The organism is Curtobacterium oceanosedimentum, from assembly GCF_040545555.1.
Taxonomy (GTDB): domain Bacteria; phylum Actinomycetota; class Actinomycetes; order Actinomycetales; family Microbacteriaceae; genus Curtobacterium.
The window spans coordinates 233,438-254,925 of sequence record NZ_JBEPMD010000003.1; the positions used below are offsets into that span (position 1 = coordinate 233,438).

The following is a 21,488-nucleotide window of genomic DNA, read 5'->3' on the forward strand; positions in this document are numbered from 1 at the left end:
CCCGCCTGCCGGACCCGACCGACCGGACGGGCTAGCCTCGGACGGGTGACCGGCAACGAAGCACCACGAACGCGCACCGAGACCGACTCCCTGGGATCCCGCGAGGTCCCGATCGACGCCTACTGGGGCATCAACACCCTGCGGGCGCTCGAGAACTTCCCGATCACGTCGGTGCCGATCGCGGTGTACCCGGACCTCATCGAGGCGCTCGCGACCGTGAAGCAGGCCGCAGCCCGGGCGAACAAGGCGATCGGGGTGCTCGACGCCGAGCGCGCCGACGCGATCGACCAGGCGGCGCAGGAGGTCCGCGACGGGCACCTGCGGGACCAGTTCGTCGTCGACGTCGTGCAGGGCGGCGCGGGGACCTCGACGAACATGAACACGAACGAGGTGCTCGCCAACCGTGCCCTCGAGATCCTCGGGCGTGAGAAGGGCGACTACGCGTACCTGCACCCGATCGACCACGTGAACCGCAGCCAGTCGACCAACGACACCTACCCGACGAGCATCAAGCTGGCGATGATCCTCGGGGTGCGGCGGCTCACGGGCGAGCTCGAGCGGCTGTCGGACGCCTTCGCCGAGCGGGGCCGGGCCTTCCAGGACGTGCTGAAGATCGGGCGCACGCAGCTGCAGGACGCGGTGCCGATGACCCTCGGGCAGGAGTTCACCGGGTTCGCGCACACCATCCAGGAGGACGTGCTGCTCCTCCGCACCGTCTCCCCGCTGCTCGCCGAGACGAACCTCGGCGCCACGGCGATCGGCACGGGCATCACCGCCGACCCGCAGTACCGCGACGAGGTCCGTCGGCAGCTCCAGGTCGCGAGCGGGCTCGACATCGTCACCGCACCCGACCTGATCGAGGCGACGAGCGACGCCGGCGCCTTCATGACGCTGTCCGGCACGGTCAAGCGCAGCGCCGCCAAGCTCTCGAAGATCTGCAACGACCTGCGGTTGCTCGCGTCGGGACCGCAGGCCGGGCTCGGTGAGATCACGCTGCCCGCCCGGCAGGCCGGGTCGTCGATCATGCCCGGCAAGGTCAACCCGGTGATCCCCGAGGTGGTGAACCAGATCGCGTTCGCCGTCGCCGGTGCCGACACGACGGTGACGATGGCGGCCGAGGGTGGTCAGCTGCAGCTCAACGCCTTCGAGCCGATCATCACGCACTCGATCCTGCAGTCGCTGCAGTGGATGGCGAGCGGGTGCGTCACGCTCCGGGTGAACTGCGTCACCGGGATCGAGGCGAACGAGGCGAAGCTCGCCGCGCAGGTCGACACCAACGTCGGCGTCGTCACCGCGCTGACGCCGTACATCGGCTACGCGGCCGCGGCGTCGATCGCCCACACGGCGCTGACCACCTCGACGCCGATCGCGACGCTCGTCACGGCGGCGGGCCTGATGGACGAGGACCAGGTGCAGCGGGTCCTGTCGCCGGCGCGGTTGTCGGGCATCGAGCTCGCGACGGGGGCGATCCCGGTCGTCACCGAGGAGATGCTGGACGCCGAGGCCCAGCGGGTCGCGCGCGGGCGCTGAGCAGGTCGGGCGCTGGCGCCTACGGCAACGGGGGCTCGCCGACCCGCACCTGGCGGGACATCGCGCGCAGGTGCTCCTCGGTCGGCGAGGGCTCCTCGTGCTCGTCCTCCGCACGCTGCTGCGCGGCGACCCGCACCTGGTGCGCCGCCGCGATGTCCTGGTCACGCCAGCGTGCGAGCGTGAAGTTCCGCGTCACGTCGCGCAGCGGGAGCCGGATCGACTCGTCCGCCTCGATGCCGGCGAGGAGCTGGCGCATCCGGATGACCTCGGAGTCGAGCTCTCCGCCGACCACGAGCACGAAGTTCGAGATGTACAGGTACACGAGCAGCAGGATCGCGCCGCCGAGCCAGCCGTACGCCCGGTTCCCGCCGCTGCCGACCGTCTCGACGTAGACCGAGAACCCCACCGTCGCCAGGGCCCACGTCACGATCGCGAACGCCGCCCCGGCGGACACCCACCGCAGCTGCGGGGTCTTCACGTTCGGCGTCGCGTAGTACAGCACGGCCACCATCACCACGAGGACGACCGCGAGCACGGGCCACTTCGCCACGTTCCACAGGTCGTCGATCCACGGCGCCCACCCGAGCTGTCGGACGATCGCCGCCGAGATCGTGGGCGTACCGAGCAGGATGACGATCGCGATCGCTCCGCCCACCATCACGAGCAGCGTGACGAGGAGCATCATGCTGCGGAACTTCCAGATGCGCCGGCCCTCCTCGACCTCGTACGCGGTGTTCATCGCGCGGCCGAACGCCGTCGCGTACCCGGAGAGCGACCACAGCGTCAGGACGAGTCCGATCGAGAAACCCACCCACGGGTTGTCGAGCGTCAGGAGCTGCCGCAGCGGTCCTTCGAGGTGCTGCGCGGTCTCGGGTCGGACGATGTACCCGAGCACCTGGACGATGTCGGTCAGGCTGTCGCCCTGCCGGTCGACGACGGACAGGGCCGACACGACCGCGAGCGCCGCGGGGAACACCGTCAGCAGGGCGAAGAACGTCAGCGAGGCAGCGGCGTCGACCACCCGGTGGCGGATGACCGAGTGGTAGGTGCGCCGGACGACCGCGCGGACGCCGGTCCGCTGCAGGTCGCGCGAGGCGCTGTCGGGCATGCGATGTACCGTACCCGACCCCACGACGGCCGGGAGGCGCGGGGCGGCACCGCCACGCGCCTCCCGGCCGTCGCGCGCTCACGTCCCGTTCCGTCGTGTCCCGTCACGAGACTCGGGCCCGGCGACGTCCCGCGCGCCCACGACCCCGAGGACTTTCGCTCAGGCCGAGTCTCGGACCCGACGGTGCGAGCGCCGCCGGTCAGTTCGCGTGCGGGTCGAGCGCGTCGTAGCGGCGGAAGGACGGCACCAGCCGGAGCAGCAGCGCGACGAGGCCGATGATGAGCACGCCGCCGATGACCGGCGGGTACGCGATGCCGGCCGCGACGACGAGCCCGGCGTACAGGTCGCCGAGGCGTGGACCGCCGGTCACGACGACGATGAAGATGCCCTGCAGCCGACCGCGCATCCCGTCGGGCGAGGCCGCCTGCAGGATCGTGTTGCGGAACACCGAGCTGACGTTGTCCGCGCCGCCCGCCGCCGCGAGGAACAGCGCTGCGAGCCCGAGCGCGGGCAGGATCTCGACGCCGAACGCCTCGCCGGAGCGACCCCCGAGCAGGTGCGCCGCCGCGATGACGACACCGAAGGCCGCGATCGCTCCGCCGTAGGCCGTGATCGCCCAACCGACCGCCTCGCCCTGGCGGCGCACGTGCCCGAGCGGACCGGAGAACACGCTCGACAGCAGGGCACCGACGGCGTAGGCGGCGGTCAGGGTGCCGACCGTGATCGACCCGCCGCCGATGACGAGCGCGCCGATCGCCGGGAAGAGCACCCGCGGCTGCCCGAAGGTCATCGCGACGATGTCGAGCACGAACGTCATGGTGATGTTGCGGGAGCGCTTCAGGAAGCGCGCGCCCTCGACCAGCGAGCGCAGCCCGGGGCGGAGTGCGTCGTGCTCGGCCGCCATCCGCGGCAGGGTGAAGACGCCGAGGAACGCGAACGTGAAGAGCACGACGTCGATCGTGTAGGTCGGCGCGAACCCGACGCTCGCGATGAGGACACCGGCGATCGCCGGACCCACGGTGACCTGGAACCCGGACGCGATGCCGCCGAGGGCGCTCGCCGCGGGGAGCAGGTCGGTGCCGACGAGCCGGGGGACGATCGCCGAGCGGGAGGCGTTGCTCACGGTCGCGGCCACCGCGTTCACGGTCGCGAGGACGTAGAGGAGCGCCACGCTCTGCAGCCCGAGCCAGGCGTGCGTGGCGATGAGCGCGACCGCGGCCCAGGCGACGATCGCCGACACCAGGGCCACGAGCCGCCGGTCGAAGGCGTCGGCGAGCATCCCGCCGTAGAGCCCGGCGACGATCATCGGGACGAGGGCGATGACGCCGACGAGCGCGACCGCGAAGGTCGAGCGGGTGATCTCGTACACCTCGAGGCCGACCGCGACGGTGGTCATCTGCGTGCCGATGCCGGCGATCGCGGTGCCGGCCCAGAGCCGCGCGAACGCGGGGGAGCGGCGGAGCGGGGTGAGGTCGGCGAGCAGGCGGCGGCGGGGTGCGGTGTCAGATCGTGTCACGGTGGAACCATTCTGGTGCTCCTGCCGCGCGAGCGGGCGGAATCCGTCGCAACGGTCCGTCGACCCCGACAGAAGGCGCCCGTTCGCGGGGAGCGAGACATCCGCGCCGCCGGGGAGGCACCCGCACCCCACCTGGTTGACTGACCGGCATGACTGACCTCAACAGCAAGCCCGAGTTCGACGCCCCCGAGGGCCCGGCCCCCACCGAGCTCGTGATCACCGACATCGTCGAGGGTGACGGCGACGTCGCGCAGCCCGGCTCGACCGTCAAGGTGCACTACGCCGGTGTCGAGTACGAGTCCGGCGAGGAGTTCGACAGCTCGTGGAACCGCGGCGAGCCGATCGACTTCCCGCTCGCGGCGCTCGTCCGCGGCTGGCAGGAGGGCATCCCCGGCATGAAGGTCGGCGGTCGCCGCAAGCTCACCGTCCCGCCGGAGCTCGCCTACGGCCCCGCCGGCGGCGGTCACTTCCTGTCGGGCAAGACCCTCATCTTCATCATCGACCTGCTCGGGGTCCGCTGATGCAGGTCGGCGCGCCCACCATCGAGCTGAACGACGGCCACCGCTTCCCGGAGCTCGGCCTCGGCACGTACGGGCTGAACGGCGACGAGGGCACCGCAGCGGTCGGCGCCGCGATCACGAGCGGCTACCGGCTGCTCGACACCGCGCTGAACTACGGCAACGAGGACGCCGTCGGTCGTGCCGTCCGCGAGTCCGAGGTCGACCGCGAGGACCTCGTCGTCACCTCGAAGCTGCCCGGCCGGCACCACGGCTACGACGAGGCGCACCGCTCGATCGACGAGACGCTCGGGAACCTCGGGCTGGACCGCGTCGACCTGTACCTCATCCACTGGCCGAACCCCTCGGTCGGCAAGTTCGTCGACACGTGGAAGGCGTTCGTCGACCTCCGGGACAGCGGCAAGGTCCGCTCGATCGGCGTCTCGAACTTCACGCCGGAGCACCTGGAGGCGATCATCGACGCGACCGGCGTCGCGCCGGCCGTGAACCAGGTCGAGCTGCACCCGTACTTCCCGCAGGCCGAGCTCCGCAAGGTGCACGCCGAGTACGGCATCGTCACCGAGAGCTGGAGCCCGCTCGCGAAGCAGTCCGAACTGCTCACCGAGCAGCCCGTGCTCGACGCGGCGTCCGCCCACGGCGTGACGCCCGGTCAGGTCGTGCTGCGCTGGCACGTCCAGCTCGCCGCGGTGCCGGTGCCGAAGTCCGGCGACGCGAACCGGCAGCGCGAGAACCTCGACGTCTTCGGCTTCGAGCTGACCGACGACGAGGTCCGCGCGATCTCGGGGCTCGAGCGCGGTCGCCTCTGGGACGGCGACCCGGACACGCACGAGGAGATGTAGGGGCTGTCGCCCTGACGGACGGGAGGCACGTGGCGGGTCCGCCACGTGCCTCCCGTCCGTCACGCGTCGCGTCGCCCCCGGTGGTCTCCCGGCGGGACTACACTGGACACCCCTGTTTCCCGAAGGGTGGCGTGTGTCCGAACCGACCGAGACCGACCGCGAACGTACCTACGTCGACGGTCTCTTCACCCGTCTCGACGAGCTGACGGCCGAGGCCGAGCAGCGCCTGGCCGAGACCCGCCGCCAGGCGGTGGGCGGCAACCACCAGAGCCGCAGCGAGCGCGACGCTTACGCACGCCTCTACGAGGACACGATCGCCACGCTCGACCGCGTCGGCGACCGCCTGGTCTTCGGTCGGCTCGAGGTGTCCGAGCCGGAGTCGCCCGACGACACGTTCCGGTACATCGGCCGCGTCGGCCTCCGCGACGTCGAGCACCGACCGCTCCTGCTCGACTGGCGCGTCCCCGGTGCGAGCGCCTTCTACCAGGCGACCGCAGCGCACCCGATGGGCATGCGCGCCCGCCGCCACCTGACGCTCGAGGGCCGCACGGTCGTGAACGTCGAGGACGAGGTCTTCGACGCGACCCTGTACGACGACGAGCGCACGCACCTGCAGGGCGAGGGAGCGCTGCTCGCGGCGGTCACCGCCGAGCGCACCGGGCGGATGACCGACATCGTCGCGACGATCCAGGGCGAGCAGGACCGCATCATCCGCTCCGCGCTCGAGGGTGTCCTCATCGTGCAGGGCGGCCCCGGCACGGGCAAGACCGCCGTGGCGCTGCACCGCGCCGCGTACCTGCTCTACACGCACCGCGACCGGCTCCGGGGCTCCGGCGTGCTCATGGTCGGGCCGTCCCCGGCGTTCCTGACGTACATCGAGCAGGTGCTGCCGTCGCTCGGCGAGACCGGCGTGGTGATGGCCTCGCTCGGGTCGCTGTACCCGGGCGTGCACGCGACGACGCACGACCACCGGGACGTCGCCGCGGTGAAGGGCTCGGCGCAGATGGCGTCCCTGCTCCGCCGTGCCGTCCGCTCCCGCCAGGTCGTCCCGACCGAGTCGGTCGTGCTCGACGTCGAGGGGGAGCGGCTCACGGTGCCGCCGCAGCTCGTCGCCGACGCCCTCAAACGGGCGCAGGACCGTGGGAAGCCGCACAACGTCGCCCGGGTCACCTTCAACAAGATCGCCCTCGACGCGATGACCCGCCTGCTCGCCGACCAGCTGCGCGCCCGCGGGACGACGGTGGACGAGGCCGACGAGAAGGTCCTGCGCGAGGACATCCGCAGCTCGTACGACGCCCGGGTCCTGCTCAACACCGCCTGGCTGCCGCTCCCGCCGGAGAAGTTCCTCGAGGACCTCTACGCGCGCCCGAACTGGCTCGCCTCGCTGACGCCCGACTGGGCCCCCGCCCGCCGGGCCCTGCTCCAGCGACCTCGCGGCGCCGGTTTCACGATCGAGGACGTCCCGCTCCTCGACGAGGCCGCCGAGCTCCTCGGCCCGTTCGACCCCACCGGCGGCGCCGCGAAGCGCGCCGCCAAGGCCAGCCGCAACCGCGACATCGAGAACGCCCGTCAGGCGATCGAGAACATGGGTGTCGAGGGCATCGTCTCCGCCGAGCAGGTCGCCGGGTCCTTCGCGGAGGGCGGCGACCCGCGCACCACGGCCGAGCGTGCAGCCGAGGACCGCGAGTGGACCTACGGGCACATCGTCGTCGACGAGGCCCAGGAGCTCTCGCCGATGCAGTGGCGGGTGCTCGCGCGCCGCAACCCGCTGCGGTCGTTCACGATCGTCGGCGACATGGCGCAGGGGTCCTCGCCGGCTGCCGCGCGCACCTGGGACGACGTCGTCGGCGCCCTCGCGCGTCGCCGTCGTGGTCGCGCGCCCGTGGTGCCGCTCGACCACCGGATCGAGGAGCTCACGGTGAACTACCGCACCCCGCGGTCCATCGTGCAGGCCGCGGGTTCGTTCGCCGACGCCGCCGGGCTGGCGGTCACCAGGACCGAGGCCGTGCGTGACGGCGACCCGGTGGACCGCGTGTCGGTGCGCCGCGTGGCGCTGCTGGACACGGTCGCCGAGCGCGTCGAGGCCGAGCGCGGCCGGATCGGGTCGGGCACGATCGGCGTCATCGTCCCCGAGGTCGACGTCGCCGCCGTGCGCGAGCGCCTGGCGCGGACCGACGCGGACGTCCGGGGGCTCGGTTCGCCGCGACCGGGGTCGGTGACGGTCCTGACGGGGGCGGACGCGAAGGGCCTCGAGTTCGACGGCGTGCTGTTGGTCGACCCCGACCGGGTCGGTGCGGACGCGGCACGCGCCGCGGCCGCGGTGTACGTCGCCATGACGCGGCCGACGCGACGGCTGGTCGTGGTCGACGTCACCGACTGACGCGAGTCCGCCGGGAGCGGCGGCCGGCGGTCGCGCGGCGCTCAGCTGACGGGTTCGCCCTCGTCGCGCACGCGCGTGACGAGGGCGGCCCACGGGCCGTCGAGCTGGCTGCCGGGGATCGTGACGGTGGTGCGGGCCACGCTCACCGTCCAGGTGAAGTCGTCGGGCACCGCGTGCCGTCGCCGGACCGGGGCCTCGCGCGGGAGTGCGCCGACCAGGTCGTCCCAGGCGTCCGGGTCGTCGCACGAGTCGGTGTCGATCCGCCATCCCCGTGAGAGGCCGGCGAACCCACCACTGCGGCGGACGACGATCTGCATGCTCCGGTTCTACGCCGTCACGGACCGGTGAGCACGCCGACGCTCCGCCAGGCGTCCTCGACCGCGGCGTGCTCCGTCGAGCCCTGCCCGAATCGTGCCGCGGCGGCGTCGACGGTGACCCGGGCGAAGCCGGCGAAGTCGATGTCCTCGGTGGTCTCCGGCGAGGTCAGGGCGTCCCACCAGACGGCTCCGGCGCCCTGCCACGCGTACCCGCCGATCGCCGTCGCGGCGAGGAAGAACGCGTGGTTCGGGATGCCCGAGTTCAGGTGCACGCCGCCGGAGTCCTCGGTGGTCTCGACGTAGTCGGCCATGGTCGCCGGCTGCGGGTCCTTCCCGAGCACCGGGTCGTCGTACGCGGTCCCCGGCGCCCGCATCGACCGGAGTGCCACGCCGTGCACGGCGTCGGTGAAGAGCCCCTCGCCGATGAGCCACGTGGCCTGGTCGGCGGTCTGCCCGGCGGCGTACTGCGCGACGAGCGAGCCGAAGACGTCGCTGACCGACTCGTTCAGGGCGCCGGACTGCCCCTGGTACGTCAGGTCGGCCGTGTACTGCGTGACGCCGTGCGCGAGCTCGTGGCCGATGACGTCGAGCGCGACCGTGAAGCGCCGGAACACCTCGTCGTCCCCGTCGCCGAACACCATCCGCTGACCGTCCCAGTAGGCGTTGTCGTAGTCCTGCCCGTAGTGCACCGTGGCGTCGAGCGGGAGCCCGGCGCCGTCGATCGACACCCGGCCGAACACGTCGAACCAGAACGCGTGCGTCGCGCCGAGGCCGGCGTACGCCTCGTCGACCGCGGCGTCACCCGAGTCCGGGTCGCCCTCGCGCCGGACGACCGTGCCGGGCAGGGTCGTCGTGCCGTGGGCGTCGGCGACGGTGCGCTGCGGCGATCGGTCGACCGTGCCGCTGATGCCCTGCGACCGGACGCGGTGCTCGTGCTTCGGTGCGGCGACGACGTCCATCTCGGCGAGGGCGGTGCGTGCCGCCGAGGCCGCGCGGGGGTGCTCCGACGCGGCGGCGACGGCGCGCAGCAGGTACGGCGGGACGACGGAGTGGCGACGGGTGGCGGTCATGGCGCCATGGAACCACCGACGACCGACGACGGCGCGGTGCCGACACCGTTCCGCGACGACGGGCCGGGCGGTCGGCTCAGTCCTGCCGGCGGTGCGCCACGAGCGCCAGGGCGTACGACTCCCACCACTGCCCGGCCGCTGGCCCGCCGTTGCAGGTGCCGTCGCTCAGCCCGGGGGTCTTCACCCACAGCAGGGCGTCGAGGCGAGAGGACCCCCCGGTGACGTGCGGCGCCTGTCCGAGTCCCGCACCCTCGGGGTTGCACCAGGTCCCGCGCCATCCCTGCCCGTTCCGCGAGACGTCGATCACGAAGTGCGGGTCGCCGCCGATCGCGTCCGCCAACCGGTCGGCGTACGCACGTTCCGAGTCGACCCGGTAGAAGTTCGAGACGTTCGTCGCGAAGCCCTGCGTCCGGTCCACCCCGGCCTGCCGCAGCCACCGCGCCATCGTGGCGACGGGCACCCGGTCCTCGTTGCCGCCGTCGAGGTACACCGTGAGCCCGTGCCCGGAGAGCTCGTGCACCGCGCGGTCGAGCAGCCGCAGCCGGTCCTGGCCGAGGCGCTCGCAGACGTGGATCTGCGCGATCGAGTCCGGTTCGACGAGCACGACCGCGTGCGACCCCGCCATCGCCCGGACGGCAGACCGCACCCACGGCAGGTAGGCGTCCTCGGCGGTGCCGCCCGCGGAGTAGCTGCCGCAGTCGCGGTCCGGGATCGCGTAGAGGACGAAGACGGGTGTGCGGTGCTGCTGCTCGGCGCTCCGCACGACCCGTCGGACGACGCTGCGGGTGGCCGACTCGGAGGGGTCCGTCAGCCAGGTCGCCACCGGCTGGTCCGCGATCTGGTCGATCTGGTCGGCGGTGGTGCGCTCGCCGTCCGCCCGGGCGTCTGCTGCGCGGCGGGCCGCCTGGTTGTCCTGCTCCGGTTGGCGCGCCAGGCCGCCGGGGAAGGCCGCGGTGGCGGACTCGCGCTCCGCGATCGCGCGCCCCGACCCGCCGCCTCCGGCCGTCGCCCCGGGAGTGCCGGTGCCGTCCGGACCGCCGTCGCGTCCGGTCACCGTGCTGAGCACGAGCGCAGCGACGGCCACCGCGACGACGGCTCCCACGGCGAGCACCGCCCACTGTCGTCGTCCGCTGCCCCTGGTGCGGCCGTCCGTCCCCTGCTCCGGCATGCGTCCATGCTGGCAGGAGGACACGGCGTCGTGCCAGCGTGGCCCGGCGTCCGCCCAGGTGGAGCGCGGCCCGCTGCCAGGAGCCGGCAGTGATACTGACCGGATGTTCCGGAAGCTCCTGCTGCTCGCCCTCACCGCCGGCTACGCCTGGGTGATCTGGCGGATGACGCTGACGCCGCGGGTCTTCACGCACGCGCAGGACGAGCTCGTGCTGTACGTCATCGCCTGGCTGCAGCAGCTGCCGCACGGCGCGTGGTTCAGCTACGACCGGGTCGAGTTCCTCGCGAACATCGGCATGTTCGTCCCCGTCGGGATGATCGCGGCGCTGTGGCTCCCGCGCCGCTGGTGGCTGCTGGGTGCCGTGGTCGCGGTCGCGTTGTCGGTCGGCATCGAGCTCGCGCAGGCCGCGTACCTGCCCTACCGCGTCGCGGACCCGCGGGACGTCCTGTCGAACGGCCTCGGCGGGCTGCTCGGCGCCACGCTCGTCGGACTCGTCCGCAGCCTGCTCCCGGTGCCGCGACGGCAGCGCCTGCGCGCCCGCACCGTCTGATCTCTGGTAGTCTCGTCCGGTTGCCGTCGAACGGCCGCGGACAAAGAGCGCCCATGCATCAGGCATGAGCACCGCGCAACGGACAGGAAGGGGATCATCCATGGCACTTGACGCGAAGGTCAAGCAGGAGATCATCGAAGAGTACGCGACCCACCCGGGCGACACCGGATCCCCCGAGGTCCAGGTCGCCGTTCTGACGCGTCGCATCAACGACCTGAACGAGCACCTCAAGGAGCACAAGCACGACCACCACTCGCGTCGTGGTCTGCTGCTCATGGTCGGTCAGCGTCGCCGTCTCCTCGGTTACCTCTCCGACGTCGACATCAACCGCTACCGTGCGCTCATCGAGCGCCTCGGCCTGCGTCGCTAGTCGACTCGCAGACACTGCGTGACCGAACGCCCCGGTCCTCCTCGTGAGGACCGGGGCGTTCCTCGTTCACCGCCTGTCGAGGGCCGGGAATGGTTGCGTCACCGACGCGGTTCGGTAGGATGTTCATGCAAACGCATCGAAAGTCGGGAATCGCCATGACCACCATCGCCGTCGTCTCCGCCGGGCTCTCCGAGCCCAGCTCCACCCGCCTGCTCGCAGACCGGCTCGCCGCGTCAGCGGTCGCCGCCGTCTCGGCGGACCAGCCGGGAGGCACGGTGGACGTCCGCCAGGTCGAGCTGCGTCCGATCGCCCACGAGATCGTCGACGCGATGCTCACCGGGTTCGCCGCACCGGGCCTGGCCGCCGCCCAGCGCACGGTGCTCGAGGCCGACGCGCTCGTCTTCGTCACCCCGGTCTTCACCGCGGGCATCAGCGGTCTGGCGAAGTCGTTCCTCGACGTGCTCGACAAGGACGGCGTGACCGACCTGCCGGTGCTGCTCGCCGCGACCGGGGGGACCGCACGGCACTCGCTCGCGATCGACCACGCCCTGCGCCCGGTGTTCGCGTACTTGCGCGCCGCGGTGGTGCCGACCGGCGTCTTCGCCGCGACCGACGACTGGGGGAGCGAGGCGGACTCCGCCGCACTGGACGCACGCATCCACCGGGCCGGAGCCGACCTGGCCTGGGCGATCCGGGCCTCCCGGCGGACGCCGCAGCAGGACGCGCTCGCCGCGCCGACCGACTTCGCGTCCCTGCTCGGTGGCCTCGGCCACTGAGCGGGCGACCCCCGGACGCCGGTCGATCAGTACCAGTGCGGGTTGACGCTCATCTCGTGGTTCCACGCCGCGCAGGGGGAGCCGTAGGCGTCGTGGATGTACGCCAGTCCCCAGTTGATCTGCGTCGCCGCGTTCGTCCGCCAATCCGCCCCGGCGACGCCCATCTTCCTCGCCGGCAGTGACTGCGGGATGCCGTACGCGCCGCTCGAGGCGTTGAGGGCGTTGGCGCGCCAGCCGGACTCCTGGTTCCAGAGGGACACCAGGCACGAGAACTGGTCGCCGCCCCAGCCGTAGGCGCCGATGGCGCCGCGGGCGTAGGCCTGCGCTCCGGCCGGGTCGACGGTGACCCCGCCCGTGCTCGGGTAGGACGTGTCCGAGCCGCCGCTCGTCGGTGCCGGGGACGACGGCGACGGTGCGGCGGCGGCAGCTGCTGCCTCGGCGGCGGCTCGTTCGCGCGCCCGCTGCTGGGCGGCCTGCTGCGCGGCGACCTGCACGCCGAGCTCGTACTGCTGCTCGGTCGCGGCGGTGGTGTCCTTCAGCGCGGCCAGTTGTGCGTACAGCTCGTCGCTGTGCTGCTGCGTGTCCGCGACGGCCCGTGCGGCTGCGTCGGATGCGGAGCGGGCCGTGGCGGAGCGCTGCTCGGCCGCGGCAGCGAGGCTGCTCCGCTCGGACTCGGCGCGCTCGGCCTGGTCGTGCAGCGACTCCGCGGTGTGGCCGGCGACCGAGGCGTCCTCCAGCACGCCCTGCCACGTGCTCGAGAGCTGGTCGACCGCACCGAGCTGGTAGAGCAGCTGGTCCGGGTCCTGCGTGGTGGCGATGCGGGTCGTCATGGCGTTCTGGCTGCCGTCGCGGTAGAGCGTCGCGGCCAACTGCCCGGCTCGGTCCTGCGCCTGGGCGGCGGTGCGCTCGGCGTCGTCGGCCTGGGTCCGCAGGGTCGAGGCGGTCTGCGTCGCCGAAGCGAGGTCCGCCTCGGCGCGGTCGGCGGCCGCGGAGGCGTCGAGGGCTGTCTGCGACTTCGCGGCGGCGTCGGCCTGCACCGACTGCAGCGCCGCCTGCACCTTCGTCACCTCGGCGGCGGCGGCCTCCTCGTTCCCCTTCGCCTGCTGCACGTCCTGCCAGGTGGGGTACTGCGGCGTCGCGGCGTCCGCGGGCAGGGCGGTGGCGACCGGTGCGACGAGCGCGCCCACGACCACGGCGGTCGCGACGAGCACGGACCGGGAGGGGCTGGTGCGCATGGCGGCAGGCTACCGGGGACACGCCCGTTCGCCAGGAGCAACACCCGCCCGGCGCCTGAGGACTGGTAAAGTCCTCATCGTCCGGGGACCGTTCTCCGGACGTCACGCTCCGGACGTCACACTCGCGGAGCTGGCACACAACACTGCGCAGACCGGGCACGGAGCTGGTCATCGGTGGTGGCTCGCGGGCCGTTCGGAGTCCCGAGTGCTTCTACTGCTGGCCAGACATGCGCCCCGACCTCTCGGCGCGCACGCACCACGAGTGCCGTCGCCCAGGTCTGCCGAACACGTCAAGGAGGCACCCTTTTGGAGGGTCCCGAGATCAAGTTCGCCGAAGCCGTCATCGACAACGGCAAGTTCGGCAAGCGCGTCGTCCGGTTCGAGACCGGCCGCCTCGCACAGCAGGCCCAGGGCGCGGTCGCCGCGTACCTCGACGAGGAGACCATGCTCCTCTCGGCCACCAGCGCCGGCAAGCACCCGCGCGAGGGCTTCGACTTCTTCCCGCTGACGGTCGACGTCGAGGAGCGCTCGTACGCCGCCGGCAAGATCCCCGGCTCGTTCTTCCGTCGCGAAGGCCGTCCGAGTACCGAGGCGATCCTCGTCTGCCGACTGATCGACCGGCCGCTGCGTCCGTCGTTCGTCGACGGCCTGCGCAACGAGGTCCAGATCGTCATCACCGTCCTGAGCATCGCGCCGGACGAGTTCTACGACGCGCTCGCGATCAACGCGGCGTCCGCGTCGACCCAGATCTCCGGTCTGCCGTTCTCCGGCCCGATCGCCGGTGTGCGCCTCGCGCTCATCCCGGGCTCGAACGGCACCGACCAGTGGGTCGCGTTCCCGAAGGCCTCGCAGCTGGCCGACGCCGTCTTCGACCTCACCGTCGCGGGCCGTGTCGTCACCGACGAGCAGGGCAACGAGGACGTCGCCATCATGATGGTCGAGGCCGAGGCGACCGAGCACGCCTGGGGTCTCATCCAGGGCGGCGCGACCAAGCCCGACGAGGCGATCGTCGCGCAGGGCCTCGAGGCGGCCAAGCCGTTCCTCAAGGTCCTGGTCGAGGCGCAGGCGAAGATGGCCGCGCAGTCGGCCAAGGAGATCCAGGACTACCCGGTCTTCCCGCCCTACGCACCCGAGGTCTACTCCGCGGTCGAGGCACTCGCCCTCGACGAGTTGAAGGACGTCTACCAGATCGCCGGCAAGGTCGAGCGTCAGGACAAGGACGACGCCCTGAAGGCCCGCGTCAAGGAGGCCGTCGCCGCCAAGGTCGAGGCCGGGGAGCTCCCCGACAGCGCCGTCGGCCAGGTCGGTGCCGCCTACAAGTCGGTCACGAAGAAGGTCGTCCGCGGCCGCATCCTGACCGAGCAGGTCCGCATGGACGGTCGCGGCCTCGCCGACATCCGTCCGCTCGACGCCGAGGTCGCCGTGATCCCGCGCGTCCACGGTTCCGCGGTGTTCCAGCGCGGCGAGACGCAGATCCTCGGCGTCACCACGCTGAACATGCTCAAGATGGAGCAGCAGATCGACTCGCTGTCGCCCGTCACGAAGAAGCGCTACCTGCACCACTACAACTTCCCGCCCTACTCGACCGGTGAGACCGGCCGTGTCGGTTCGCCGAAGCGTCGCGAGATCGGGCACGGCTTCCTCGCCGAGCGCGCCCTCGTGCCGGTGCTGCCGTCGCGCGAGGAGTTCCCGTACGCCATCCGCCAGGTGTCCGAGGCGCTGAGCTCCAACGGCTCGACGTCGATGGGCTCGGTCTGCGCGTCGACGCTGTCGCTCCTCAACGCCGGTGTGCCGCTGCGCGCCCCGGTCGCGGGCATCGCGATGGGCCTCGTCTCCGACACCGTCGACGGCCAGACCCGCTACGCGGCGCTGACCGACATCCTCGGTGCCGAGGACGCCCTCGGTGACATGGACTTCAAGGTCGCCGGCACGTCGGAGTTCGTCACCGCGATCCAGCTCGACACGAAGCTCGACGGCATCCCGTCGTCGGTCCTCGACGCCGCGCTGAAGCAGGCCAAGGAGGCCCGCTCGGCCATCCTCGGTGTCCTCAACGAGGCCATCGACGGACCGGACGAGATGGCCGACACCGCCCCGCGCGTGATCTCGGTCAACATCCCGGTCGACAAGATCGGCGAGCTGATCGGCCCGAAGGGCAAGACGATCAACGGCATCCAGGACGAGACCGGCGCCGACATCTCGATCGAGGACGACGGCACCGTCTACATCGGCGCCGTCGACGGCCCGTCGGCCGAGGCCGCACGCGCGCAGGTCAACGCGATCGCGAACCCGACGAACCCGGAGATCGGGGACCAGTTCCTCGGCACGGTCGTCAAGATCGCGACGTTCGGCGCCTTCGTGTCGCTGCTCCCGGGCCGCGACGGTCTGCTCCACGTCTCCGAGGTCCGCAAGCTCGCCGGTGGCAAGCGTGTGGAGAACGTCGAGGACGTCCTCGGCGTCGGCCAGAAGGTCCTGGTCGAGGTCACCAAGGTGGACGACCGCGGCAAGCTGTCGCTCGCGCCGGTCGTCGCGGACGAGGTCGACACCGAGGGCCGCGAGGGTCACGAGAAGCACACCGAGGACAACGCCGAGGGTTGATCCCTCGCGCCTCGCGCTGCTGACACCGCAACGGCCGCCACTCCTGCTGGAGTGGCGGCCGTTGCCGTGTGTGCGGCGCTCGGTGGGCGCGAGACTCGGGCGGCGCGACGGTTCTCGGGCCCCGGAGCACGAGAACAGTCGCTGAGGCCGAGACTCGGCACCCGGGGCGCCTGCGGGGTGCGTCAGGACGCGGGCGTCTCCTGCGTGCCGGTCAGCTGCGCGCGGCCGAGCAGGTGTTCCCGGAGCAGGAAGCCGACGACGGCCGGGGTGGCGTCGGCGGGCGCCTCGAGCACCGGCACGTCGAGTGCGCTGACGGTGAAGACGTAGCGGTGGGGTCCGTGGCCGGCGGGCGGAGCGGCGCCGAGGAAGGTGTCGGTGCCGTACTCGTTGCGGCGTCGCAGTGCCTCGGCGGGCAGCAGCGCGTCGTCGGTCCCGGCACCCTGCGGCAGCGAGGTGGTCGACGCCGGGACATCCGTCAGGCTCCAGTGCCAGAAGCCCGAGCCGGTCGGGGCGTCGGGGTCGTACACGGTGAGGACGTAGCTCTGCGTGCCCTCGGGTGCCCCGGACCACTCGAGCGCGGGGGAGCGGTCCTCGCCACCGACGTCGGAGCCGCGCGCCCAGTCGGGCAGCGTGCCACCGTCGGCGAAGTCGGGGCTCGTCAGGGTGAACGTGGGGACCTCGGGGAGGTTCCAGTTGGGGTCGTTGGCCATGCGTTCCAGCCAACACCCGCGGCCTGTCCCGAGGGTGGGACGGACGGGAGGCGCGTGGCGGCGCCGCCCCGCGCCTCCCGTCCGTGCCGTGGTGCCAGCGAGGTCAGCGCGTGATGACGCGCTCGACGACCCGTCCGAGCGCTGCCGTCGCGGCGATCGCGTCGCCGGCGTACGCACCGGCCATCACGCCGTCGCGCGCGAGCATGAGCTCGTCGGCACCGTCGCCCGGCATCGGGTGTCCGGCGCGCTGCAGCAGCGCGAAGAGCTGTTCCGTGTACCAGTCACGGTGTGCGGCGACGACCTGGCGGACCGGGTCGCGGGGGTCGTGGTACTCCGCAGCCGCGTTCAGGAAGGCGCAGCCGCGGAAGTCCGGGCGTCCGACGTCGTCGGAGACCGCTGCGACCCAGGCGCGGACGGCTTCCACCGGGGTGGCTGCCTCGTCGACCAGTCGCGTGAACGCCTGCTGCACCCGCTCGTCCTGCGCGCGGATGTAGGCCAGGATCAGGTTGTCCTTCGACCCGTAGTGCTTGTAGAACGTCGCCTTCGTGACGCTCGCCTCGGAGATGAGGCGGTCGACGCCCACGCCGCGGATGCCCTCCTCGTAGAAGAGCTTCGACGCGGTCTCGAGGATGCGGACCTTCGCGCCGCCGGAGCGGGGAGTCGGGGGGACGCTCGACCCGTCCGGCGACGCGAGGTTCGTGCTCGGGCCCGGGAGACGCTGGACGGTCGGTTGGGGGGAATCGACCGTCACAGCGCTGCTCCTCGGACTCATCGGCTCCGCGGGGGAGTGGGGGGACTCCGCCGCGCAGGACTGATGTCCCGAGCCACCGGGTCGGAATCTAGGGGGGCTTCCGACCCGATGTGACGACTGTACCACAGGGGGGACAGACAGACGAGTCTTTCTATCCTCCTCGTCCGTACCCCACTTCGAGGTACGCGCCTTGAGGCTGTGGAAACTGGATGGCCAGCCCTCACGGGTCAGTAGGCTCTCCTGCGATGAACCAGCCAGTGCCGTTGCCGCTCGAGGCCCAGGACACGTCCTTCCTGACGTCCGGTGGTGCCTTCGTCCGCCGATCCGTGCTGCCGTCCGGTGTCCGGGTCCTGACCGAGTCGGTCCCGGGAGCGAGTTCGACCAGCCTCGGCTTCTGGGTCGGTGTCGGTTCCCGCGACGAGCGCGAAGGCCAGTTCGGGTCGACGCACTTCCTCGAGCACCTGTTGTTCAAGGGCACCGGACGACGCAGCGCGCTCGACATCGCCATCGCGTTCGACTCCGTGGGCGGTGAGCACAACGCCGCGACCGCCAAGGAGTACACCTGCTACTACGCCCGCGTCCGGGACACCGACGTCCCCATGGCGGTCGAGGTGATCGGCGACATGGTCACCGGCTCGGTGCTCGACGCGGACGCCTTCGCGGTCGAACGCGGTGTCATCCTCGAGGAGCTGGCGATGGCCGCCGACGACCCGGCCGACGTCGCGGGCGAGGCCTTCTTCGCCGCGGCCTTCGACGGGCACCCCCTCGGCCGGCCCATCGGAGGGACGCCCGAGAGCATCCGTGCCGTCGGGCGCGACGAGGTGCTCGACCACTACCGCGAGCACTACGCGCCGAACGGCATCGTCGTCACCGCGGCCGGTGCCGTGGACCACGACCGCTTCCGCGAACTCGTCGAGCGCGTGTTCCGCGACGCCCCGAAGGCCTCGCCGCTCGCCCGACGGACGCCGCAGACGGTGGCCGACCCCGCCGTGGCGCGCCTCGCGGTCGCGCACCGTCCGACCGAACAGGTCAGCATGCTCCGCGGCTCCCAGGGCCTCGACCTGCGCGACGACCGCCGCCCGGTGCTCAGCGTGCTCAACGCCGTGCTGGGCGGTGGCATGAGCTCCCGCCTGTTCCAGGAGGTCCGGGAACGCCGCGGTCTCGCCTACGCCGTGTCGTCCTTCGCCCCGGCGTACCTCGACAACGGTGCATTCGGCGTCTACGCGGGCTGTGCCCCGGACAACGTCGCCGGTGTCGTCGAGATCATCGACGCCGAGTTCGCCCGCATGGTCGACGACGGCATCACCGAGGACGAGCTCCGCCGTGCCAAGGGGCAGATCGAGGGTGCCCTGACGCTCTCGCTCGAGGACTCCGACGCACGCATGACGCGGCTCGGACGGTCCGAACTCGGTACCGGTGAGTTCACCGACCTCGGCACCGCGCTGCAGCGGGTCGACCGGGTCACCACCGGCGACGTGCTCGACCTGGCGCGCGACCTGCTCACCCGGCCGACCATCACCTCGGTGGTCGGTGCCGTGCAGCGGGACGAGCTCGCAGCGGCCCTCGGCGTCGAGGGGTGACGGACGTGTCGCACTACCTGTACCTCGTCCGGCACGGTGAGCACCAGGACGCCGAGCACGGCCTTCGTGACGGCAAGCTCTCCGAACGCGGGAAGCGTCAGGCGGTGCTCGTGGCCGACCGGCTCGGCGGGGTGCCCTTCGACGGTGTGTACCACTCGCCGCTCGACGCCCCGAGCGAGACGGCGGCGTACCTCGCGCAGCGGCTGCCCTCGATCCAGCCCGAGCCCTCGACGCTGCTCTTCGACTGCATCCCGTCCGGGCCGACACCGGACATGCCGCACGCCTACCAGGGCTGGTACGGCGGTGTGACCGAAGAGGAGATCGTCGCCGGGCAGGCCCAGATGGGCGACGCCGTGGCCGAGTTCTTCACGCCGGCGCGGGAGGACCGCCACGACCTGCTCATCACCCACAACGCGGTGATCGGCTGGTTCGTCCGCGAGGCCTTCCAGGCGCCGGAGTGGCGCTGGATGGGCACGAACGTGGCGCACACCGCGCTGACGATCATCCGGATCCGATCCGCGAAGCCGGCCGAGGTGGTCACCCTCAACGACCTGGCGCACCTGCCGGTGGAGCTCCGCACGGGGCTGCCGGTCGAACAGCCCGTCTAGCGTCCTGCCACGGACCGGGGCACGGGTCCGGCCGGGAGGCGCGACACCGGTCAGCGCACCGGCATGCGGTACCACGCGGTCGCGTTCGGGTTGTCGTTGAACGCCGCGACGCGCCGGTAGCCGCGGCTCCGGTACATCGCACCCGCGGCGACGAGCGAGTCGTTCGTGTCGAGGACGACGCTCGTGGCGCCGAGGTCGCGCGCGGCGCGCTCCAGGGCGTCCATCACCGCGGTCCCCACGCCCCGACCGCGCCCGGCGGGGGAGACGTAGACGTGCTTCACCTCGAACCACGCGTCGTCGCGCTCGTCCGCGTCACCCGGGTGGGCGTCGTCGTCCGAGCGGGCACTGTCGTCGGAGTGGGCAGCGATGCGTCGCAGGCCACCGCAGCCGACCGGGTGCGACCCGTCGTCGTCCACCTCGTACGCCACCACGAACACGCCGTCCGGCGCCGTGAACTCGACGGCCGGGGTGCGCTTCCGCGAGTACGAGCCCTGCGCGCTCGGGAACGTCGCCTCGCGCTCGTCGAGGTAGGCGTCGAGCAGGGCGTCGACCTCGGGCGCGTCGGCGGGGACTGACCTGACCTGGAGCGGCATGCGTCGATCCTAGGATGGAGCCCATGGTCACTCCCGTCGCCGTCGTCGGCGCCACCGGTCGTCTCGGGGGCCTGGTGGCCTCCGTCGTGGAGTCGCTCGACGGCTTCGAGCTCGTCGCGTCGCTGTCCTCGCGGGACGCCGTGCACGAGGCCCCGCCGTCGGTGTTCGGCGGCGCGACCGTCGTCGTCGACGTCACCGTCCCCGCGCTGAGCCCCGCGATCGTCGAGCACGCCCTGGCGAGCGGCGCGAACGTCCTCGTCGGGACCTCGGGCTGGTCGCTCGACCGCCTGGCGACGCTCCGCGCCGGACTCGAGGCACGACCCGACCAGGGCGTCCTCGTCGTCCCGAACTTCTCGATCGGCTCGGTGCTCGCGACGCACCTCGCCACGATCGCCGCGCCGTGGTTCCCGTCCGTCGAGATCGTCGAGACCCACCACGCGGGCAAGGTCGACAGCCCGTCGGGGACCGCCGTCCGGACCGCCGAGCTCATCGCGGACGCCCGCCGTGAGGTCGGTCCCGTCGACGCCCCGCACGTCGACCAGCGTGCCCGTGGGCAGCAGGTCGCGAGCGTCCCGATCCACTCGCTCCGTCTGCCGGGCGTCACGGCCGTGCAGGACGTGCTGCTCAGCGGCCCGGGCGAGACCGTCACGATCCGCCACGACACGACGGACCACGTGGCCTACGTCGCCGGCATCCGAGCCGCGTTGTCCGCCGTCGTCGGTGCCCGCGGGCTGACCGTCGGGCTCGGCAGCGTCCTCGGCATCGGTCAGCCGTGACCTCGACCTGGCGGTCCCTCCGCTCACCGTTCTGGGGGGCGGCGCTGATGACCCTGCTGCTCGCGCTGTACATCGGACTCGTCGCGCAGCGTGCGGTCGCGTTCGTGCAGACCGGCCAGCCGATCGGCATCGGCATCGGCGTCGCGCTGTTCGTCGTCGCCGCGATCGGTGCGCTGCTGCTCGTGCTCGAGGTCCGCTTCGGCGTGCGCATCACCCGGCTCGGGGCCCGGCTCGAGCAGGAGGGCGCGACCCCGGACGAGGTCGTCCCCGTCCGCCCGTCGGGCCGGCCGACCCGGGACGCCGCCGACGAGCTGTTCCCGCGCTACCGGGACGCGGTCGAGGCCGACCCGGAGGACTGGCGCGGCTGGTACCGCCTGGGGATCGTCTACGACGCTGCCGGCGACCGCAAGCGGGCGCGGGCGGCGATGCGGACCGCGCTGGCGAAGGCGACGGCGAACCGCTGACGGACGGGAGGCCCGTGGCGGTGTCGCCACTGGC

Annotated in this window: 21 protein-coding genes; 12 read left to right on the forward strand and 9 right to left on the reverse strand. The window is 72.3% G+C overall.

Annotated elements, in window-relative coordinates; all coding sequences use genetic code 11:
- The first annotated feature begins 45 nt into the window (after positions 1 to 45).
- The gene (locus ABIC52_RS04835; RefSeq protein WP_209677970.1) at positions 46 to 1,530 is read left to right on the forward strand and encodes an aspartate ammonia-lyase; all 1,485 of its coding nucleotides are present in this window, start codon (positions 46 to 48) and stop codon (positions 1,528 to 1,530) included.
- Between the two features lie 19 nt (positions 1,531 to 1,549).
- On the opposite strand, the gene ABIC52_RS04840 is transcribed toward ABIC52_RS04835, so the two are convergent.
- Together ABIC52_RS04840 and ABIC52_RS04845 are read right to left on the reverse strand one after the other, a co-directional pair.
- On the reverse strand, positions 1,550 to 2,638 hold the full coding sequence (locus ABIC52_RS04840) for a YihY/virulence factor BrkB family protein (RefSeq protein WP_126890278.1): 1,089 nt from the start codon (positions 2,636 to 2,638) through the stop codon (positions 1,550 to 1,552).
- Positions 2,639 to 2,837: 199 nt separating this feature from the next.
- Positions 2,838 to 4,154 carry an MFS transporter gene (locus tag ABIC52_RS04845; protein ID WP_354026755.1) on the reverse strand — a complete coding sequence of 439 codons (1,317 nt, stop codon included), beginning with the start codon at positions 4,152 to 4,154 and terminating at the stop codon, positions 2,838 to 2,840.
- Between the two features lie 149 nt (positions 4,155 to 4,303).
- Here ABIC52_RS04845 and ABIC52_RS04850 point away from each other — a divergent pair, with 149 nt between their 5' ends.
- The 3 genes from ABIC52_RS04850 to ABIC52_RS04860 all read left to right on the forward strand — a co-directional run bounded on the left by ABIC52_RS04850 (position 4,304) and on the right by ABIC52_RS04860 (position 7,891).
- A complete protein-coding gene (locus tag ABIC52_RS04850) occupies positions 4,304 to 4,675 on the forward strand; it encodes an FKBP-type peptidyl-prolyl cis-trans isomerase (protein WP_058728797.1) in 372 nt (123 codons plus the stop codon).
- Positions 4,675 to 5,511, forward strand: a complete 837-nt coding sequence (locus tag ABIC52_RS04855) for an aldo/keto reductase (RefSeq protein WP_354026756.1) — start codon at positions 4,675 to 4,677, stop codon at positions 5,509 to 5,511. Before ABIC52_RS04850 ends, ABIC52_RS04855 begins: the two co-directional genes overlap by 1 nt.
- A 133-nt stretch (positions 5,512 to 5,644) precedes the next feature.
- Positions 5,645 to 7,891, forward strand: a complete 2,247-nt coding sequence (locus ABIC52_RS04860; RefSeq protein ID WP_354026757.1) for a HelD family protein — start codon at positions 5,645 to 5,647, stop codon at positions 7,889 to 7,891.
- A gap of 41 nt (positions 7,892 to 7,932) precedes the next feature.
- Here the strand turns inward: ABIC52_RS04860 and ABIC52_RS04865 are convergent, their stop codons facing one another.
- The 3 genes from ABIC52_RS04865 to ABIC52_RS04875 form a co-directional block, all read right to left on the reverse strand.
- Positions 7,933 to 8,208 carry a protealysin inhibitor emfourin gene (locus ABIC52_RS04865; protein WP_354026758.1) on the reverse strand — a complete coding sequence of 92 codons (276 nt, stop codon included), beginning with the start codon at positions 8,206 to 8,208 and terminating at the stop codon, positions 7,933 to 7,935.
- A gap of 17 nt (positions 8,209 to 8,225) precedes the next feature.
- The gene (locus ABIC52_RS04870; protein ID WP_354026759.1) at positions 8,226 to 9,278 is read right to left on the reverse strand and encodes a M4 family metallopeptidase; all 1,053 of its coding nucleotides are present in this window, start codon (positions 9,276 to 9,278) and stop codon (positions 8,226 to 8,228) included.
- 76 nt (positions 9,279 to 9,354) lie between these two features.
- Positions 9,355 to 10,446 (reverse strand): glycoside hydrolase family 6 protein, encoded by a 1,092-nt coding sequence (locus tag ABIC52_RS04875; protein WP_354026760.1) that lies wholly within the window; start codon positions 10,444 to 10,446, stop codon positions 9,355 to 9,357.
- Between the two features lie 103 nt (positions 10,447 to 10,549).
- Between ABIC52_RS04875 and ABIC52_RS04880 the strand changes: the two genes are divergently transcribed.
- The 3 genes from ABIC52_RS04880 to ABIC52_RS04890 all read left to right on the forward strand — a co-directional run bounded on the left by ABIC52_RS04880 (position 10,550) and on the right by ABIC52_RS04890 (position 12,142).
- The gene (locus tag ABIC52_RS04880) at positions 10,550 to 10,996 is read left to right on the forward strand and encodes a VanZ family protein (RefSeq protein WP_354026761.1); all 447 of its coding nucleotides are present in this window, start codon (positions 10,550 to 10,552) and stop codon (positions 10,994 to 10,996) included.
- A 100-nt stretch (positions 10,997 to 11,096) separates the two neighbouring features.
- The gene (gene rpsO / locus ABIC52_RS04885; RefSeq protein WP_022902140.1) at positions 11,097 to 11,366 is read left to right on the forward strand and encodes a 30S ribosomal protein S15; all 270 of its coding nucleotides are present in this window, start codon (positions 11,097 to 11,099) and stop codon (positions 11,364 to 11,366) included.
- A gap of 155 nt (positions 11,367 to 11,521) precedes the next feature.
- Entirely contained in the window at positions 11,522 to 12,142 is a 621-nt protein-coding gene (locus ABIC52_RS04890) for a CE1759 family FMN reductase (RefSeq protein ID WP_354026762.1), read from the forward strand.
- 26 nt (positions 12,143 to 12,168) lie between these two features.
- Here the strand turns inward: ABIC52_RS04890 and ABIC52_RS04895 are convergent, their stop codons facing one another.
- Positions 12,169 to 13,377, reverse strand: coding sequence for a coiled-coil domain-containing protein (locus ABIC52_RS04895; RefSeq protein ID WP_354026763.1), 1,209 nt, complete (start codon positions 13,375 to 13,377; stop codon positions 12,169 to 12,171).
- Between the two features lie 306 nt (positions 13,378 to 13,683).
- Here ABIC52_RS04895 and ABIC52_RS04900 point away from each other — a divergent pair, with 306 nt between their 5' ends.
- Positions 13,684 to 15,972, forward strand: a complete 2,289-nt coding sequence (locus tag ABIC52_RS04900) for a polyribonucleotide nucleotidyltransferase (protein ID WP_209677988.1) — start codon at positions 13,684 to 13,686, stop codon at positions 15,970 to 15,972.
- 182 nt (positions 15,973 to 16,154) lie between these two features.
- Here the strand turns inward: ABIC52_RS04900 and ABIC52_RS04905 are convergent, their stop codons facing one another.
- Together ABIC52_RS04905 and ABIC52_RS04910 are read right to left on the reverse strand one after the other, a co-directional pair.
- A complete protein-coding gene (locus tag ABIC52_RS04905; protein WP_209677990.1) occupies positions 16,155 to 16,682 on the reverse strand; it encodes a YbhB/YbcL family Raf kinase inhibitor-like protein in 528 nt (175 codons plus the stop codon).
- Positions 16,683 to 16,785: 103 nt separating this feature from the next.
- Entirely contained in the window at positions 16,786 to 17,433 is a 648-nt protein-coding gene (locus ABIC52_RS04910; protein WP_174234672.1) for a TetR/AcrR family transcriptional regulator, read from the reverse strand.
- 245 nt (positions 17,434 to 17,678) lie between these two features.
- On the opposite strand from ABIC52_RS04910, the gene ABIC52_RS04915 reads away from it, so the two are divergent.
- A complete protein-coding gene (locus ABIC52_RS04915; protein WP_126890291.1) occupies positions 17,679 to 19,013 on the forward strand; it encodes a M16 family metallopeptidase in 1,335 nt (444 codons plus the stop codon).
- A gap of 5 nt (positions 19,014 to 19,018) precedes the next feature.
- Positions 19,019 to 19,621 carry a histidine phosphatase family protein gene (locus tag ABIC52_RS04920; RefSeq protein WP_126890292.1) on the forward strand — a complete coding sequence of 201 codons (603 nt, stop codon included), beginning with the start codon at positions 19,019 to 19,021 and terminating at the stop codon, positions 19,619 to 19,621.
- Between the two features lie 50 nt (positions 19,622 to 19,671).
- On the opposite strand, the gene ABIC52_RS04925 is transcribed toward ABIC52_RS04920, so the two are convergent.
- A complete protein-coding gene (locus ABIC52_RS04925) occupies positions 19,672 to 20,214 on the reverse strand; it encodes a GNAT family N-acetyltransferase (protein ID WP_209677994.1) in 543 nt (180 codons plus the stop codon).
- 23 nt (positions 20,215 to 20,237) lie between these two features.
- On the opposite strand from ABIC52_RS04925, the gene dapB reads away from it, so the two are divergent.
- Together dapB and ABIC52_RS04935 are read left to right on the forward strand one after the other, a co-directional pair.
- Positions 20,238 to 20,990 carry a 4-hydroxy-tetrahydrodipicolinate reductase gene (gene dapB / locus ABIC52_RS04930; RefSeq protein WP_354026764.1) on the forward strand — a complete coding sequence of 251 codons (753 nt, stop codon included), beginning with the start codon at positions 20,238 to 20,240 and terminating at the stop codon, positions 20,988 to 20,990.
- Complete coding sequence (locus ABIC52_RS04935) at positions 20,987 to 21,454, forward strand: tetratricopeptide repeat protein (protein WP_435526064.1); 468 nt, start codon at positions 20,987 to 20,989, stop codon at positions 21,452 to 21,454. The genes dapB and ABIC52_RS04935 overlap by 4 nt, the downstream gene beginning before the upstream one ends.
- Positions 21,455 to 21,488: the final 34 nt, after the last annotated feature.

Coding starts and splice junctions, on each gene's coding strand:
- ABIC52_RS04840 (WP_126890278.1), bottom strand. CDS start 2,638: ATGCCCGACAGCGCCTCGCGCGACCTGCAGCGGACCGGCGTCCGCGCG.
- ABIC52_RS04850 (WP_058728797.1), top strand. CDS start 4,304: ATGACTGACCTCAACAGCAAGCCCGAGTTCGACGCCCCCGAGGGCCCG.
- ABIC52_RS04855 (WP_354026756.1), top strand. CDS start 4,675: ATGCAGGTCGGCGCGCCCACCATCGAGCTGAACGACGGCCACCGCTTC.
- ABIC52_RS04865 (WP_354026758.1), bottom strand. CDS start 8,208: ATGCAGATCGTCGTCCGCCGCAGTGGTGGGTTCGCCGGCCTCTCACGG.
- ABIC52_RS04870 (WP_354026759.1), bottom strand. CDS start 9,278: ATGACCGCCACCCGTCGCCACTCCGTCGTCCCGCCGTACCTGCTGCGC.
- ABIC52_RS04875 (WP_354026760.1), bottom strand. CDS start 10,446: ATGCCGGAGCAGGGGACGGACGGCCGCACCAGGGGCAGCGGACGACGA.
- ABIC52_RS04880 (WP_354026761.1), top strand. CDS start 10,550: ATGTTCCGGAAGCTCCTGCTGCTCGCCCTCACCGCCGGCTACGCCTGG.
- rpsO (WP_022902140.1), top strand. CDS start 11,097: ATGGCACTTGACGCGAAGGTCAAGCAGGAGATCATCGAAGAGTACGCG.
- ABIC52_RS04890 (WP_354026762.1), top strand. CDS start 11,522: ATGACCACCATCGCCGTCGTCTCCGCCGGGCTCTCCGAGCCCAGCTCC.
- ABIC52_RS04895 (WP_354026763.1), bottom strand. CDS start 13,377: ATGCGCACCAGCCCCTCCCGGTCCGTGCTCGTCGCGACCGCCGTGGTC.
- ABIC52_RS04905 (WP_209677990.1), bottom strand. CDS start 16,682: ATGGCCAACGACCCCAACTGGAACCTCCCCGAGGTCCCCACGTTCACC.
- ABIC52_RS04915 (WP_126890291.1), top strand. CDS start 17,679: ATGAACCAGCCAGTGCCGTTGCCGCTCGAGGCCCAGGACACGTCCTTC.
- ABIC52_RS04925 (WP_209677994.1), bottom strand. CDS start 20,214: ATGCCGCTCCAGGTCAGGTCAGTCCCCGCCGACGCGCCCGAGGTCGAC.
- dapB (WP_354026764.1), top strand. CDS start 20,238: ATGGTCACTCCCGTCGCCGTCGTCGGCGCCACCGGTCGTCTCGGGGGC.